The 16,655-nt window shown below is 32.4% G+C and carries 15 protein-coding genes; 11 read left to right on the top strand and 4 right to left on the bottom strand.

Annotation, left to right across the window (positions count from 1 at the left end; genetic code table 11):
* The 3 genes from BOW55_RS11705 to BOW55_RS11695 form a co-directional block, all read right to left on the bottom strand.
* Nucleotides 1-1,359: a histidine kinase gene (locus BOW55_RS11705; RefSeq protein WP_129024264.1), complete on the bottom strand. Its 1,359-nt coding sequence runs from the start codon at nt 1,357-1,359 to the stop codon at nt 1-3.
* A 28-nt stretch (nt 1,360-1,387) separates the two neighbouring features.
* Nucleotides 1,388-2,008: a hypothetical protein gene (locus BOW55_RS11700; RefSeq protein WP_129024263.1), complete on the bottom strand. Its 621-nt coding sequence runs from the start codon at nt 2,006-2,008 to the stop codon at nt 1,388-1,390.
* Between the two features lie 379 nt (nt 2,009-2,387).
* Nucleotides 2,388-4,553, bottom strand: coding sequence for a TonB-dependent receptor (locus tag BOW55_RS11695; protein ID WP_129024262.1), 2,166 nt, complete (start codon nt 4,551-4,553; stop codon nt 2,388-2,390).
* A 138-nt stretch (nt 4,554-4,691) separates the two neighbouring features.
* On the opposite strand from BOW55_RS11695, the gene BOW55_RS11690 reads away from it, so the two are divergent.
* The 10 genes from BOW55_RS11690 (at nt 4,692) to BOW55_RS11645 (ending at nt 13,731) form a co-directional block, all read left to right on the top strand.
* Complete coding sequence (locus tag BOW55_RS11690) at nt 4,692-5,150, top strand: DinB family protein (protein WP_129024261.1); 459 nt, start codon at nt 4,692-4,694, stop codon at nt 5,148-5,150.
* Nucleotides 5,151-5,160: 10 nt separating this feature from the next.
* Nucleotides 5,161-5,619, top strand: a complete 459-nt coding sequence (locus BOW55_RS11685; protein WP_129024260.1) for a YciI family protein — start codon at nt 5,161-5,163, stop codon at nt 5,617-5,619.
* A gap of 9 nt (nt 5,620-5,628) precedes the next feature.
* Nucleotides 5,629-6,204, top strand: coding sequence for a sugar O-acetyltransferase (locus BOW55_RS11680; RefSeq protein WP_089052976.1), 576 nt, complete (start codon nt 5,629-5,631; stop codon nt 6,202-6,204).
* Nucleotides 6,204-6,593, top strand: a complete 390-nt coding sequence (locus BOW55_RS11675) for a VOC family protein (RefSeq protein ID WP_129024259.1) — start codon at nt 6,204-6,206, stop codon at nt 6,591-6,593. Before BOW55_RS11680 ends, BOW55_RS11675 begins: the two co-directional genes overlap by 1 nt.
* Nucleotides 6,594-6,859: 266 nt before the next feature.
* On the top strand, nt 6,860-8,137 hold the full coding sequence (locus BOW55_RS11670; protein WP_129024258.1) for a chloride channel protein: 1,278 nt from the start codon (nt 6,860-6,862) through the stop codon (nt 8,135-8,137).
* Between the two features lie 87 nt (nt 8,138-8,224).
* Nucleotides 8,225-8,827 (top strand): HPP family protein, encoded by a 603-nt coding sequence (locus BOW55_RS11665; RefSeq protein WP_129024257.1) that lies wholly within the window; start codon nt 8,225-8,227, stop codon nt 8,825-8,827.
* A 213-nt stretch (nt 8,828-9,040) separates the two neighbouring features.
* Complete coding sequence (locus BOW55_RS11660; protein ID WP_089052972.1) at nt 9,041-9,580, top strand: hypothetical protein; 540 nt, start codon at nt 9,041-9,043, stop codon at nt 9,578-9,580.
* Between the two features lie 113 nt (nt 9,581-9,693).
* Nucleotides 9,694-10,053 carry a four helix bundle protein gene (locus BOW55_RS11655; RefSeq protein ID WP_089052971.1) on the top strand — a complete coding sequence of 120 codons (360 nt, stop codon included), beginning with the start codon at nt 9,694-9,696 and terminating at the stop codon, nt 10,051-10,053.
* 45 nt (nt 10,054-10,098) lie between these two features.
* Nucleotides 10,099-11,157 carry a nucleoid-associated protein gene (locus BOW55_RS11650; protein ID WP_089052970.1) on the top strand — a complete coding sequence of 353 codons (1,059 nt, stop codon included), beginning with the start codon at nt 10,099-10,101 and terminating at the stop codon, nt 11,155-11,157.
* A gap of 204 nt (nt 11,158-11,361) precedes the next feature.
* Complete coding sequence (locus tag BOW55_RS11645) at nt 11,362-13,731, top strand: GAF domain-containing protein (RefSeq protein ID WP_129024256.1); 2,370 nt, start codon at nt 11,362-11,364, stop codon at nt 13,729-13,731.
* A 173-nt stretch (nt 13,732-13,904) separates the two neighbouring features.
* Here the strand turns inward: BOW55_RS11645 and BOW55_RS11640 are convergent, their stop codons facing one another.
* Entirely contained in the window at nt 13,905-15,083 is a 1,179-nt protein-coding gene (locus BOW55_RS11640) for a Pycsar system effector family protein (RefSeq protein WP_129024255.1), read from the bottom strand.
* Nucleotides 15,084-15,109: 26 nt separating this feature from the next.
* Between BOW55_RS11640 and BOW55_RS11635 the strand changes: the two genes are divergently transcribed.
* The coding region (locus tag BOW55_RS11635; RefSeq protein WP_206733606.1) for a metallophosphoesterase at nt 15,110-16,655 on the top strand (1,546 nt) is incomplete at its 3' end.

Genomic DNA, 16,655 nt, shown 5'->3' with positions numbered 1-16,655 from the left:
TTATTTCCAAGTTTGCTTGTTTTTTTCTTTCTCTAAAATCTCTCTAATCTTTCTTTCCTCCCAACCTGTGCTGTAACCATATACTTTAAAAGCATGCATTACAACTCCAAATCCCCAGCCTAAAGCTGAAAACCAAAACCATTGAAATCCTGGTGAATATCTTAAATTAACAAAAGCTAATATTGGAATTACACAGCAATATGAAATTACATTTCCATAAAACCCTTTTAATTCTTCTACTCTTTTTTTAGCTCTAAAATAAGCTTTAGTTTCATCGTTATAATCTGCATTTGTTTCCATAACATTAATTTGTTTTGTTAAAATTGGAATCTTAACCGTGAAATTTTTCTCATCTTGTTCGATCATCACATTTCTGTTGGTCACGATTGCATATCGATTTACAATATTCTGTAATCCAACTCCTTGCCTGTCCTGAAGAACTTCTTTTTTCTGAAGATCATTTTGAATTGCTAAGTAATCTCCATCAATAAAAATTCGAATATGAAGTGGTTTTTGCTCACTTACAACATTATGTTTTACTGTATTTTCAAGCAAAAGCTGTAGTGAAAGCGGAACTACCTTTGCGTCAGGATTTATGTTCTCGGCTGGCAATTCGTAAAATAAACTATTCTCAAAACGCATTTTCAACAGATTCATATAGGTTTTTGCAAATGATAATTCATCTTCTACAGAAACCAATTCTTTATCTTTCTGCTCTAAAACATAGCGGTAAATTTTTGATAAAGAAGTCGTAAAACGCTGTGCGTTATCAGGATTTTCTTCGATCAAGGAACTTAAAACATTTAAACTGTTGAACAGAAAATGCGGATCAATCTGATTTTTTAAACTCTCAAATTGTGCATTTGCCGTTCCTGCAATAATTTTTTGCTGCGTTATTTCAATTTTAGAAGCTTGTTTCCATTTTACCATAAAACTTCTGGCTTGCATGAAAGTAGAAACTCCAAATGATAAAACAATATAAAAAACGTGATTCCAAATCATTCTATTGCCAAAAAACTGATCTATAGGAAGCTTCTGAACGACAACAAAAATGATATAATTAATTCCTAACACTGCGGGAACTGTATATAAAACAGTTACTAAAATTCCGTAATATACTCTTAAATTAGTCTGTTCCAGCCAATCCCATTTTCGATCTAAGAGAACACTGATAAACCCATTTCCAAAACCAAGTCCAAACGAATAAAGACAGCTTAAAAGAAATGTTAGTACAACATTTTTTAGATTTAAATCAGTACCTAAAAGAGCGCAGAATATTACTGTAAAGATCATAGAAATCTTGAAACACACTATGGTTCCACTTTTCAAATCAGCAAATGCATTTCTATGGTCTTTCATTATAATTAACTTAATTTATTACTATTTTTTATTTACACGTTTTTTGAATTTCCAACGCTCTTTCTAAACCCCATTTAGGAGAAAAAGGCGTTTCAGGCTTAAAAGTACCAAAAAGTTCGATAGATCTGTTAACTTGTTCGCAAAGTGGTTTTGTATCAACCCCTGTCCATTTTGCTCCTCCCAACTGATAATCAGCTTCGCCAAAAACAGCTCTCGGATTATTTGGATCTAATGCTTTAGCAGTTGCATAAGCTTCCATCACTTTAGCTGAATATTTCATTCCGTTTGTCATTGGATCAGACGCTACATAAGCTGTGTATATTAATGCTTGCATTACGTACAACTCTGAATTGTTTAGATCTTTTAACATTTCAGCATCAACAGCATCTTGCGCTTTTGTTAACAATAAATCTATTTTAGTTTTATCTTTTTCGCTAAAAGCCGATGTCGTGTTGATTAAAGCGACATAATAATTTGGCAGATAACTATTTTTTTCGGCCGCTGCAATTCTTTCAAACAATGCCGAAGCATCAGCATTTTTTCCTTCTTTCCAAAGCCCGAAAGCTTTTGTCATTCCTTGTTCAAACTGTGTTTGCGCAGATAATAAGCTGCAGATAAATAATGTGATAATCGTAATAATCTTGGTCATGATTTCTTTTTTTTAGTTAATACGGTTCTAAATTTTTGTTGATGATTAAAACTCTTTTTTTTAGGTTCAAAGCTTCAGAGTTGCAAAGGCTCAAAGGTTTGATTTTCTCATTATGATATTTTAAAAACGTTGAACCTTTGTCGCTTTACTTCTTTGTTCCTTTTAATTTACACTTCAAAAGTATGTTGGATTTTGCTCTTTTAAAATTAAATGATACTGAGTTGTTGATTTTTGCTGCTGAATTGTTTCTTTCTTGAGGTTCAAAGGTTCATAGCAGCAAAGGGGCAAAGTTTTTCCTTTTTTGAACTCAAAGCAACAACGGTTTTTTACATTTTAGAAGACTCTGAACCTTTGATCCTTTGTAACTCTGAACCTCAAATTATAAGTTCTTCAACTGATTCTCATTTTTATTTTGGCTAATCGTCCAAAAGAAACCTAAAAAGAAAAATCGATCTGCGGTTGGTACTACGGCTTGTCTTTGATATACTCCGTTTGGATCTGGTAATTTTGCATAATCATATCCAAAAACATTCTGTGTTCCTAAAACGTTCGAAACGGAGAAATAAAGGATTTTTTGTGTTGTTAATATATAAGCCCAGTTGAAACTCAAACTATTGTATGACTTTGTCTTTCCGCTCATAAATTGTGTCTGATTCGGGTCATTATAAGGGCGTCCTGAACTGTAGTTGTTTGTAAAACCTATTTGTGATTTCCAATCTGTAATAAAATATTTTGTTACTACAGATAAAGTATGATTTGCAATAAAACTTGGCCTAGCCATTGTTGGATAATTCTTGTATTGTCGCTCAGAATCGATATAAGAATAAGAAATCCAATATTCTAAGTTTTTGTACAAATTACTGTCTCTCCAATATAATTCTAAACCTTTTGCATAACCTGAACCGTTATTATTGAATACTGAATTGTATCTAATATCTTTTGTATCGTATTGAACTAAATTTCTATAATCTTTATAATAAAGATCTGCTCTAAAAATCTGTCCCGGTTTTGTAAATTGATAATTCAAAATATAATGACTTGCTTTTTCGCTTTCAAACTGATGGTATTTTGAATATTTAATATAATCTACAACTGGTGTTTGCGAAAAATCTCCGTAAGCAAATGAAAGCTGGCTGGTTTTTGAAAACTTGTAGGCAATTGAAGCTCTTGGCGCAATATTATTTTCATTTAATAAACTGTTGTTTGAATATCTTAAACCAACTTTCATTGCTAACCTTTTAGAAAATAAAATATCTCCTTCTGTATAAGCAGCAAAAATGTTTGAATCATATCCGTTTGTAACATCGATTGAAATATTGTCATTAAAATTTTCATCGAATTTTGTAATGAAATAATCCGCTCCAAAAGATACTTTAAAATAATTCGAAACTTTTTTACCAAACTTCAATTTCAATTGTGCCGCATTTTCATCTGCATCAATATCATTTATATCATATTTTGTTTTGTTTTTACTGTATCCGTAACTAATTCCTGTAGTTAGCTGCCATCCAGTTCCAAAAGTTCCTTTGTAAGAAGAATTCAAATAAAAATTATTGTTATTCAAATCTGTTCTAATAGGATTCTCGAAATTGATATTTTTCTGATTCAAATCAAATTTCTCTGAATCAAAAGCAGCATAAAGTTTAAAGATTCCGTTTGTAAAATTATATCTGTAAACCGTTTCACCTCCAAGAGACTGATACGGATTATTCCAATCTACATTTTGAGGAATTACCGCCTGATATGGAGCTAAGTTTATGTAAGCCATGTTTACACTCAACGAACTCTTTTTCATTTTTTGAGTATGTCCTAAACTCAGACCTACAGTCATTAAACCAATATCTGTTTTATTATGATCTACTTCATCCTGTGTATTTAAAAGTAAAACACTTGATAATGCTTCACCATATTCTGCAGAATAACCTCCAGTCGAAAAAGAGATTCCGCTAAACAAAAAAGGAGAAAATCGGCTTCGAGTTGGCAAATTATTTGTCGTTGCGCCATAAGGCTGTGCAACCCTAATTCCATCTACAAAAGTCTGTGTTTCGTTTGCTTCTCCACCACGAACAAACAAACGCCCGTCTTCACCCACAGATTGTGTTCCTGGTAAAGTTTGCAAAGCAGCAATAATATTTCCAGCTGAACCCGCCGTTGTTACAATATCTAAAGGCTTTAAAACCGAAACTCTTGCTTTATCTCCAGATTCTAAAGTTCCTGCTGTGATTACAACGGCATCAAGTGTATTTATATTTTCTCTAAGTTTAACCGTTTGCTCTTTATAATTAGTAACATCAATTTCTTTTTTATAGGTTTCAAAAAGCAAAAAACTCACTACAAGAAATTGATTTCCAGTCGCACTTGTTTCAAAAGAAAACTCACCCGTTGCAGAGCTAGTTGCTCCGTCATATGTTCCGTCTAGGTAAATATTAGCGCCTTGAACTGGTCTTCCTTTTTGGTCAAGCACTTTTCCAGAAATCGTATTTTGAGCAAAAATAAAAACGGTAAAAAGTAAAAAAGTAATTGTAAAAAATAACTTGGTTTTCATAACATTGGTTTTTGTTGAAGCAAATGTATTTTAACATTCAGCGTTAAAAAATATATAATAACTGAACTGTAGAAATTTATGACTGAGTTGTAATTTACTTTATTTGTATATTAGCTTTGAATTGCAAAACTATCAATTATGTCAGAAAGCAAGAGAATTTCAAATCTATATCAATCCATTTATAATGGAAATCCATGGCTGGAGGTTACTTTAGCACATACTTTAGAAAATGTAAGTGCTGAACAGGCTTATAAAAAAGCAAATCCTAATTTAAACACGATTTGGGAAATTGTAAATCACCTGATACAATGGAGAAGAAACATTTTAGAACGTGTTCAGGGAGAAACGGTCGTAACGCCAGATCATAATTATTTTGTTCCCGTTTTAGATCCGTCTGAAGCCGCTTGGGAACAATCACTTCAAAATTTGGCTAAATCACAAGAATCATGGAATTCATTTTTTGAGGATTTTGACGATGCTGATCTGGCAAAAATATATGCGGCGAACAATCACACGTTCTACGAACATATACACGGCATAATTCAGCACGATGTTTATCATTTAGGGCAGATTGTTATTTTGAAAAAACTTCTTTAAAAATAGTGTTATGAAAAACTCTTTCTTTTTATTCGCTTTCTTGTTAATAAATGCAATTGGATTCGCTCAGGAAACGGAAGTTAAATTTGATGAAAATTTAGCTAAATCGTTGAATGCAGATGAATATGGAATGAAAAAATATGTTTTCTGTTTATTGAAATCTGGAACAAACAAAACAGCTTCAAAAGAAGAAACTAAAAAACTTTTTGAAGGTCATATGGCAAATATCAATAAACTAGCCAAAGAAGGAAAACTGGCTGTTGCTGGTCCTTTTATGAAAAACGATCGAAATTATCGCGGTATATATATTTTTAATGTAGAAACTGTTGACGAAGCAAAAGCTCTTGTTGCAACAGATCCTGCCATAAAAGCCAATTTGCTTGAAGCCGAATTAACACCGTGGTATTCGAGTGCGGCTTTGCAGGAAACGGTAAAAATTCACGAAAAAATTGCCAAGACAAAAATGTAATCTCTTTATATGAAAACAGAAAAAGAAAAAATGATTGCGGGAGAATATTACTTACCAGGAGATCCTGTTTTAGTAAAAGACCGCCGAAAAGCAAAAATATTATTGCATACATTAAATGTAAAAGAATACCGCTTGACCAAAAAAGCAAAAGAAATTTTAAAAGAATTAATCCCTAATTCTGGCAGCAATTTTTATATCGAACCTCCTTTTCATTGCGATTATGGATACAATATAACTTGTGGCGATAATGTTTATTTTAATGTTAACTGTGTTGTTCTTGATAGTTGTCCAGTAAATATTGGATCAAATGTTTTTTTTGCACCAAATGTTCAAATCTACACCGCAACGCATCCGCTTGATGCTGAATTGAGAAAATCTTTAGAAAACGCAGAACCAATTACAATTGGCGATGATTGCTGGATTGGCGGAAACTCCGTTATTTGTCCTGGCGTAACAATTGGCAAAGGCTGTGTTATTGGAGCGGGATCTGTTGTAGCAAAAGATATTCCTGATAATTCACTTGCCGTTGGAAATCCTGCTAAAGTAATTCGAAAATTAAATCAAGAACCTCAACAAAAAAACTAATGCTTACCTTAAACAAAATCCATCATATTGCCATTTTATGCTCGGATTATCAAAAATCTAAAACTTTTTATACAGAAGTTTTAGGACTTACCATTATTAGAGAAATCTATCGTGAGGAACGCCAATCGTACAAACTTGATTTGGCATTAAATGGCAGTTATGTAGTAGAACTATTCTCTTTTCCAAATCCGCCGCAGCGTCCATCGAGACCTGAAGCAGTTGGTTTACGACACTTGGCATTTGAAGTAATTAATTTAGAAGAAACTATCGCTTTTTTAACTTCAAAAAATATAGAAGCGGAACCTATCAGAATAGATGAAACGACCGAAAAACGTTTTACATTTATTGCTGATCCTGATTTATTGCCAATTGAGTTTTATGAAAGATAGAAACTAAGGTTCAAAGGTACAGAGGCTCAAAGGAACAAAGATTTTTCTTATTTTTTTTATTTTATAGAACGGCTTGAAATAAGAATCTTTGAACCTTTGCTACTTTGTACCTTTGCCCCTAAATAACCGATATACAAAGAAAAACACACTGAAAGAATTTTCTTGTTTATATACATTTTAACACACTATATTGAAGATTTTCTATTAAAAACCGATTTTGATGCTTAATTTTGTAATCCGCATAAAAAAGCTGCGACTTACTTCTGATGAACAAAACGGCGAAAATCAAAAAAAATCATCAATTTATCAAATTCCGAAAATTAGTTATTGTATCTGTTTTAATTGGCTTTTTATCAGCCTTTTTGGGAATTTCACTTAAAAAAATCACTGAATATTACGAGGAAATCTTCTTTCATGAAGTATCGGTTCATCCAATATTCTATATTATTTTTCCAGTTTTCGGATTGTCTGTAATTTATTTCCTGAGACAATATCTCTTTAAGAAAAAAGAAAACAAAGGAATCAAAGAGGTTTTTGAAAGTACAAAAACAAAAAAAAATCTTCCTTCTTATAAAATCCCATCGCATTTTATAAATGGTTTAATCACAGTTATTTTTGGCGGATCAACAGGAATAGAGGTTTCTACAGTTGTAGCTACTGCAACCATTGGATCTGTTGCTCATGAAAAAGAAAATGTCTTCCGTCAATACAAAACCGAATTAATTTGTGCGGGTGTTGCTGCTGGTGTTACTGCTCTTTTCAGTAGTCCAATAGCAGGAATTCTGTTCGCTTTTGAAGTTATTTCAAGAAAAGTAACTCGTGCATTTATTATTTCAAATGTAATTGCCGTTTCTATTGCATTCGGTTTGCTTTCGATTTTAAAAGAAGAACCTTTATTTGCCGTTTCTATTACAACTTGGCATCTAAAAGCAATTCCGTATTTTATTCTTTTAGGAATTTTAGCTGGAATGAATTCTGTGTATTTAACACGATGTGTATTGTTTTTTAAATCTCAATTTGGAAAAATAGATACGCATTATTATAAAATCCTTATCGGTTCTGTAGTTTTAAGCATCTCATTATTTGCTTTCCCTCAATTGTACGGAGAAGGCTATCATGCAATAAAAGGTATTTTTGGAAATTCGGCAGAAATCCCTTTAACCCTGACATTAGCTTTTACCTTTATTGGTGTTTTAATTCTAAAACCGATCGTTACCTCGATTACATTAGCTTCTGGCGGTGATGGCGGTGTTTTTGCGCCAAGTCTTTTTATTGGTGCCTTTTTAGGATTATTGCTTGCATCAGTTTTAAACACCTTTTTCAATCTGCATGTAATTCCAGTAAACTTTATGATTATTGGTATGGCTGCGGTATTAAGCGCAAGCATTCATGCCCCTTTTACAGCAATATTTTTAGTATGCGGTTTAACAAACGATTACACGTTGTTTTTACCAATTCTTGTAGTATGTTTAATTTCTAAATACACCGCAAAAATGATTTATCCGCATACCGTTTATACATATGCTCCAAGTTTAACAAAATAACAGTTCCGAAACCAACTCACAAATCTTACAGATTTAAATATTAATCTTTAACCCATTCGCTCTAAAATACACAAATATTAAATAATTATGCCCACTCCTAGAATTAAAAGAAGCTATCGCAAAACTCGTTATATTCTTTATAAAGAAACTTTAATTGACTATAAAGAACATTTTTGGTCGTTTCTCGGATCATTTGTTGGTATTGGTATTTTAGCTTATGTACAATCTATACATTTTACAGGAAATGATGCTGTTTATTTAATTGGTTCTTTTGGAGCCTCAAGCGTTTTGGTTTACGGAATTATTCAAAGTCCATTTTCGCAGCCTAGAAACTTAGTTGGCGGGCACGTAATTTCGGCTTTCATAGGCGTTACAGTTCATAAACTAGCACCGGATATTATCTGGATTGCAGCACCTTTGGCAGTTTCACTTGCGATAATTTTTATGCAGATTACTAAAACCCTGCATCCACCCGGAGGTGCAACAGCTTTGATTGCTATTATTGGTTCAGATAAAATTAAAGCTTTGGGATATTTTTATGTGATTTCGCCGGTTCTTGTTGGAACTCTTATTTTACTTTTGACTGCTCTGCTTTTTAATAATATGACATCAAGCAGAAGTTATCCAAGCCATAGCACATACCACAAACATTATCATAAAATCAAAAAGAGATTAACTGGTAAGCAGTAATTGCTTCAACTGTTCCTGTACTGTTTTCATGAACTTACAGCTATAATTTTAGGAATCATTGAAAAATAAATGATTCTGAAAATTCGGCAAATTCACAAAACAGACTAAATCACAGGAAAACAATAGTTTAAAATCTTTTCAACAAATCGTAATTCACAATTCGTATTTTGTTTTTTATATTTTACCTTTGACCTCTCAATAAAAACAAAGATTATGGTTTATAAATTTAGAGTAATTCTAGACGCCGAAGAAGATATTTTTAGAGACATTGCTATTCTTGAAGAAGATACTCTTGAAGATTTACACAATGCAATCTTCAACGCTTTTGGTTTTGACGGAATGGAAGTAGCTTCGTTCTACACCTGCGATGAAACTTGGAATCAAGAAGATGAAATTCCGCTTTTTGATACTGGCGATGTTCCTGGTGAACAAAGAACTATGGGCGATTATCCATTATCTTCTATCTTAGATAAAGAAAATACCAAAATCATTTATGTTTACGATTTCATTCATATGTGGACTTTCTTAGTTGAATTGGCTGCTATTGAAGATCAATCTGTTGGAGCTGTTTACCCAGAAACTTTATTCTCTCATGGAGAAATGCCTGATGATTCTGGCGAGAAAAATTTTGAAGCTGATATGCACGACGATATCTACGGCGAATTTGAAGATGATTTAGACGAAGACGATCTAGATATGTTTGAAGGCGATGACAGCTTTGAAGATTTTGGATTTGAGGAGAATTGGAATTAGTTTTTTGAGGTTCAAAGGTACAGAGCAACGAAGGCACAAAGGTTCTCTTTAAACTTTACAGTTTAAAATTGTAGGTTTTTTACTATTTTTACACTTAATTCTTAATTGTAAAAATGAAAACTTTTAGAGATCTTTTAATCTGGCAAAAATCTATGAATTTGGTAACTGAAATTTACCAAATAACAAATTCATTCCCTAAAGAAGAAATTTATGGTTTATCTTCACAAATTAGAAGATGCTCCATTTCAATACCAAGTAATATTGCTGAGGGATACGGCAGAGATGGAAATAATGATTATTTGAGGTTTTTAAACATCTCAATTTCGTCATTGTTTGAAATGCAGACTCAACTTGAAATTTCATTCAATTTAAAATATATAACCGAGCACCAATTCAATAAAGTAAATGGAGAAAGCAGAGAAATAGAACGAATGTTAAGTTCTTTTATCAGAAAAATAAAAGATAGAAACTAACCTTTGCTTCTCTGAATCTTTGCTTCTCTGAACCTAAATAAATACATGATCAACTTATTCAACACCCACATCGAGACGCTTTCGATACACCGCGTAGGGAACAAAAGCCGTAACGAAGCTATTTTTTTATCAGAACAGCCATTTAATTTAAATGACGAAATTGTGCCTTTGATAAAAGAGTATTTCTTTAAACCTTTTAGAGAAAAGGAAGAAAACTATTATCAGTTTGCGCATGAAGTGGATTTGGATTACAATGATATGTTTAAGTATGCTTCTGAAATTTTTGATAATCCTGGGAATGTTCAGGAAGTTTCAAAAAAAATCACAAAGCATTTATACGAGCAGTCTAACCATCCGCATATTAAAAACGGAGAGGTTTATGTTACGTACTTAACCAACTTAAGTATCGACAATAATGTAGTTGATGCTATCGGAATTTTTAAAAGTGAGTTACAGGCTGACTTTTTACAATTTGAAGAAAAAGACAGCAATCTTGAAATGATTTTACAACAAGGTATCAACTTGAGTAAACTTGACAAAGGATGTTTGATTTTTAATTATAAAAAAGAAGAAGGATATAAAATCCTAACTGTAGACAGCAACCGTTATGATGCACGTTATTGGTTAGAGCACTTTTTATCTGTTGATGCTTTTGAAGATGAAAACTTCATCACTAAAAAGTACTTAAAATTCTGTCAAAACTTCGCAAAAGATGTTGTTTTACCTGCAGAAGACAAGAAAGAAGAAGTTATGTTCATGAACAGATCAGTGAATTATTTCGCTAAAAACGATCAGTTTGAAGAACAAAATTTCTTGAATGAAGTACTTGATAATCCAGACTTAATTCCTGAATTCAAAAATTATAAAGTGGATAAAGGAGAAAAATACAGCATCGAAGATGTAACCTCATTCCCAATTGCAAATGCAGCCGTTTCTGACGCTAGAAAATCGATTAAAAACGTTATTAATCTAGATACTCATATTCAGATTAAAATGGATTTTATCAATCCTGAAAGTGCAGAGAAATTTGTTGAAAAAGGCTGGGATGAAGAAAAACAAATGTATTACTACTTAGTATACTTCAATAAAGAAGAAAAAAGCTAAGAGTTATTCATTTTCTATTACTTACTTAAAACGAAAAACGGCAGTTGCAATTTGTAACTGCCGTTTTTTATTGAACGTTTCCCTCTATAAAACATTTTTATTTCAAAACATCAATTAAACTTGATAGCACTATAAGCGAAAGAAATCGCAAAATGCAAAAGATTCTTAATTTATGCTTAATTTTGCATATTAAAACCAAAACAGATGGATCGTCTTTTACACAACGAAAGTCCTTTCGAAACGATAATCTCATTTCATAAGCTGATTGAATCTTTTGAAGAAATTGCTTTATCTGATGTTGATTATCGATCTAATTACGCTAAAGCCATTTTAAAAGAGGTTGAAGCATATCCGGAATTTAGAACCGGAATTCACGACTACTCTATTATTAAAAACAACGAAGGTTTAATCAAAAATCTAGTTGCCGATTTATTTCCAACTGCACTTACACATAACGAGATAAAGGCAATTACGATTCCTTTTCAAAACGTTTCATTCAATTATACCGAACGTTTCAAGAAAATTTTACGTAACGCCGGCGACGAATTTTATATGGAAATTCGTGATTTTGATGAACATCAATTTTACATCAACAATTGCTGTTTGATTTTAGGCGATTATTACAAACAAAATCTCGATTTCAACAGACCTTTTTTCTATGATATTCCAGACGAAAACGGCATCGAAAAGCATTATAGAATTTTGTATAATGCCGATTTTATGGAAATTACTCCAACAGAAAAAGCAATACATCTAACACAGGATGATATTGACCTTCTTATTGATAATTATAATGATATCGATTTATGGAAATCTAAATTCCCTAAAGGAAGCTGGATTCTAAAAGGTTTTGGCATTGTTTCTTTGTTTGATGCAACGACTGAAAGCGCGATTTCGAACTTAAAAAGTAATTTATTAAAACCCGAAACAACAAGAGTTGCTTCGACAGAAATAATTGAAAACATTTTTAAATCCATCTTTAAAATTTCGAATTTAAAAGTGGGATTTATAATCTATAATCCTGAAGAAGAAAAATTCATCAGACCCATAAAGTTTGACAATCAACTTACCAGTTTTTTATTAAAATCAGATCAGGAAGTAGATTGCAAAAACGCTTTTTTTGGATGTTCTTTTGAAAATTTATTAGACAAAAAAGAACCGCTTGTTATTTCTAATGTTAAAAAATTCATCGAAGATTCTTCAAACAAAAAACTAGGTGAACATCTTTTAAAACAAGGAATTCAAAGCTGTGTTTTTGCTCCGGTTATAAAAGATGGTCATTTATTGGGTGTAGTCGAATTGGTTTCTGAAAATGCAAGAGAACTAAACAGCGTAAATGCTACAAAACTAGAATTAGTTTTACCGTATTTAACAGATACTATCGATCGTTATAATACCGATATGCAGCATCAGGTTGAAGCCATTATTCAGCGTGAGTATACAACAATTCACCCAAGTGTTTATTGGAAATTCAAAAAAGAATCTCAAAATTACTTTCAAAATATAAATCATACCAAAGACTATATTTTTAAAGAAATAGTGTTTAAAAATGTATTCCCATTATACGGACAAATTGATATTAAAAGTTCATCTGAACATCGAAATGAAACTGTAAAAATAGATCTTCAAAATCAACTTACAGCGCTATTAGAAATTTTCAATAATCAAAAACCCAACTCTAATTTAGTTCTTTTAGAGCAGAGAAAATTTGAGTTAGAATCGCTTCGAGACGAGTTAGAATTTCCTTTGAAAGCAGATACTGAGCAGCATATTCAGCGCTATATCGAAGAAGAAATTCATCCGATATTAAAAAACACAAAGGACAATGCTAAAAATGTAAAATTAGAAGAATTGTACTTTGAAACTCTAGACGAAAAAACAGGAATGTTTTATCAGGAAAGAAAGAAGTTTGACAATGCGATGTCGATTATCAACAAAAGATTAGCTTCTGTTCTAGATAAAAAGCAAATCGAGGCACAGCAAATTTATCCACATTATTACGAGCGTTTTAAAACGGACGGTGTTGAACATAATTTATATATTGGAGCTTCAATTGCACCAACAAAACCGTTTGATATAATGTATCTTCATAATTTACGTTTGTGGCAGCTGCAAACGTTATGCGAAATGGAATTGGCACATCATCAGTTAAAAGAATCATTGCCATACGAATTAGATGTTACTTCGTTGATTTTGGTATTTAGTTCTCCGCTTTCGATACGTTTTAGAATGGATGAAAAACGTTTTGATGTTGATGGAACTTATAATGCCAGATATGAAGTTGTTAAAAAACGAATCGACAAAGCAAATATTAAAGGAACTAACGAACGTATTACCGAAAAGGAAAAAATAACGATTGTGTATTCGCAAAACGGAGAAGAAGCGGAGTATTTAAAATATATAAAATACTTGCAGCATACTAAAGTTCTTGAACCTGCAATAGAACAATTTGAGGTCGAAGATCTTCAGGGAGTTTCGGGCTTAAGAGCGATTCGAGTAAAAGTGATTAACAATACTTCGAATTCAGAGGTAAAAAAAATAACCTATCAGGATTTATTAGACGAGCTCAACTAATTAGTTGAGCTTTTTCTTTTATTATATATTGAACGCAGATCGAGCGGATTCGCTATCGCGAAAACACAGATGAACACAGATTGAAAAGTATTTTAATTTATTCCAAAATCCGATTTTATCAGCGTTTTCGCGATAGCGAATCCGTAAAATCAGCGTCTAAATACGTACTAAAATTAAATAGACTTAAAAGCGATTACAAACGCAATTACCGTAATAATTATACCTACCATGAAAAAATTGTAGGCAATACGTAGTAAATTGTACTTTCGCTGTAAAACCAATCCTAAGTAATATAAATCTTTGATCATTGTTGAATACAAATAATCACGATCTTTCATCATTTCATTCATTGCCCAGTCATAATCTTCAAGAGGCATTTTATAGAAATTCCCAAAGAACATTAAATTCACTTTTTTCTCTTCAACATCGGCACGAGTAAAAAAACCAGAAGTTACTTTTGGCCGCGTAGAAAGTATTGCAAAAATAATGGTAACTACACTAGACATCAACATAATAAATGTTGGCAATACCAAATGTGCATTTTTTGGACTGTCCAGTTTTGGAATAATAGACGAAAGTGCAATCGAAATAATAATAGCGTTAACAGATAACAGAATATTCGCTTTACTATCGGCAATACCGCTTAAACGTGTGTGATTTCCAAGAGTAACACGAAATAAAGTGTCAATACCACGGTCTGGTTTTTCGAGTTTTTCTTTCTTTTTATTCTCCTCCTCTATTGCTTCGGCAGCTTTTAATTCTTGTTTATCTATTTTTTTTCGAACAAGAACTAAATTTTTCTCTTTAAGTGGCTGCCATTTTCGCAAGGCATAATCTGTGTAAAAACGGTGTTTATTCAATAAAAAGTTCAAATTCTCTTTTGCCCATTCTGCATTTGTGAACGATATTTTTCCTGTATTTTTTAATTCTAAACGCAGCAGCTCGCACGTGGTCACGTATTCCGTTCCCATAAGATGAGCATAATCTGCATCTTTAATAATTTTTTCTAAATGCGTTTTAGGAACATATTCTTTCTGTGTTGCCAAAATCAAACCGGCAACAGTGGCAATAAACTCTTCTGACTGTCCTTTTTCTTTCAAAAAAGCAGTTGCAATTTTCACGCTTTCCTTCTCATGATTATCATAACCATTAATGTAACCTGTATCGTGAAACCAAGCCGCAATTATAAGAGCCTCTTTATCGCCATCACTTACTTCCTCTTTCTTACATAGTTCTTTAACCGCAGTAACTACCGTTAATGTATGGTTAAAATTATGGTAAGAATATAAATTAGAAAGTTTATCTTTGAGTAAATTACTGACGAAATCTTCGGATTGATCTATTAGATTCATAAAGAATATTTTTATACCACTAAATTATGAAATTGTTTTTGGAAAATCATTTCATTGCTAAGATTAAAAACTATTTATTAGCAATTGCAACTCTTATATTAATTAGCTCTTGTGCTACGCATAAACCTCAATATGGAAAAAATGTAAGCGCTAATGAAACAGAAAACGCAACTGATACCATAAAAATTGCCCAAACATTCTATCTTGTTGGAGATGCTGGAAATGCTGACGAAGAACAGGCACAGCAGACTTTGGAGCTTTTACATCAAAGATTAAAAAAAGCCAGTAAAAAGTCAACTTTGCTTTTTTTAGGAGACAATATATACCCAAAAGGTTTTCCGAGCGATAAAAACCCTAATGATAAAGCACTTGCAGAAACTAAACTTACCAATCAATTAAAACTGACTAAAGGATTTAAGGGAAAAACTATTTTTATTCCCGGCAATCACGATTGGTACAGCGGCATAAAAGGTTTAGAACGACAAGCTGATTTTGTGACTAATTATTTAAATGATAAAAAAGCTTTTTTACCAAGAAAATCATGCCCTATTGAAGGCGTAAAAATTGACAGTACAACAACTTTAGTAACAATTGACAGCGAATGGTTTCTAGAAAACTGGGACGATCACCCGACTATCAATGACAATTGTTCTATAAAAACAAGAGAAGATTTTTTTGATGAGCTGGAAAGTATTTTAAATAAAAATCAAGAAAAAACAGTTGTCTTGGCAATTCACCATCCTTTGTTGAGCAATGGAACCCATGGCGGACAATTCTCTATGGAAAAGCAATTATTCCCTCTTGAGAATAAAATTCCGCTTCCAATTATTGGATCTTTTATTAATTTACTTCGAAAAACATCTGGTGTAAGTCCGCAGGATATTCAAAATAAGCAATATACTATTTACGCCAAAAGAATTAAAACGCTGCTGCAGAAACAGAAAAATGTAATTGTCGTTTCTGGACACGATCACAATCTGCAATACATCAGCAAAGAAAATATTCAGCAGATTATCAGCGGAGCTGGATCAAAATCTGAAGCCGCCAGAGCTGTAAATCCTTACGATTTCTCGTATGGCGGAAATGGTTATGCGACTTTAACTTTGTTTAAAAGCGGTGATGCTAAAGTTTCTTTTTATGGAAATGAAAACAATAAAGAAAAACTGCTTTTTGAACGCGAAATAATCAAAGCTAAAGAAATTAACTGGGCGGCAGATATTCCGAATAACTTCCCTCCAAAAATAACGACTTCGATCTATCCGCCGAAAATGACTGAAAAAAGTATCTTTCATAAATTCTTGTTCGGACAGCATTACAGAAAATATTACAGCATGCCAATCGAAGTAAAAACGGCTACAGTTGATACTTTAATGGGAGGATTAAAACCTATTCGAGAAGGCGGCGGGCACCAATCTGTTTCGCTTAGAATGTCAGATCCAAAAGGTCGTGAATATGTAATGCGCGCCATGAAAAAAAGTGCTACAGCATTTTTACAGTCAGTTGCTTTTAAAGATCAATATGTTGTAAACGATTTTGCTGATACTTACGCAGAGAATTTCTTATTAGATTTTT

This window comes from Flavobacterium sp. YO12 (assembly GCF_004119495.1).
Taxonomy (GTDB): Bacteria; Bacteroidota; Bacteroidia; order Flavobacteriales; family Flavobacteriaceae; genus Flavobacterium.
Note: the sequence above shows the minus strand (reverse complement) of the source record. Positions and strands in the feature narration are given on the sequence as shown.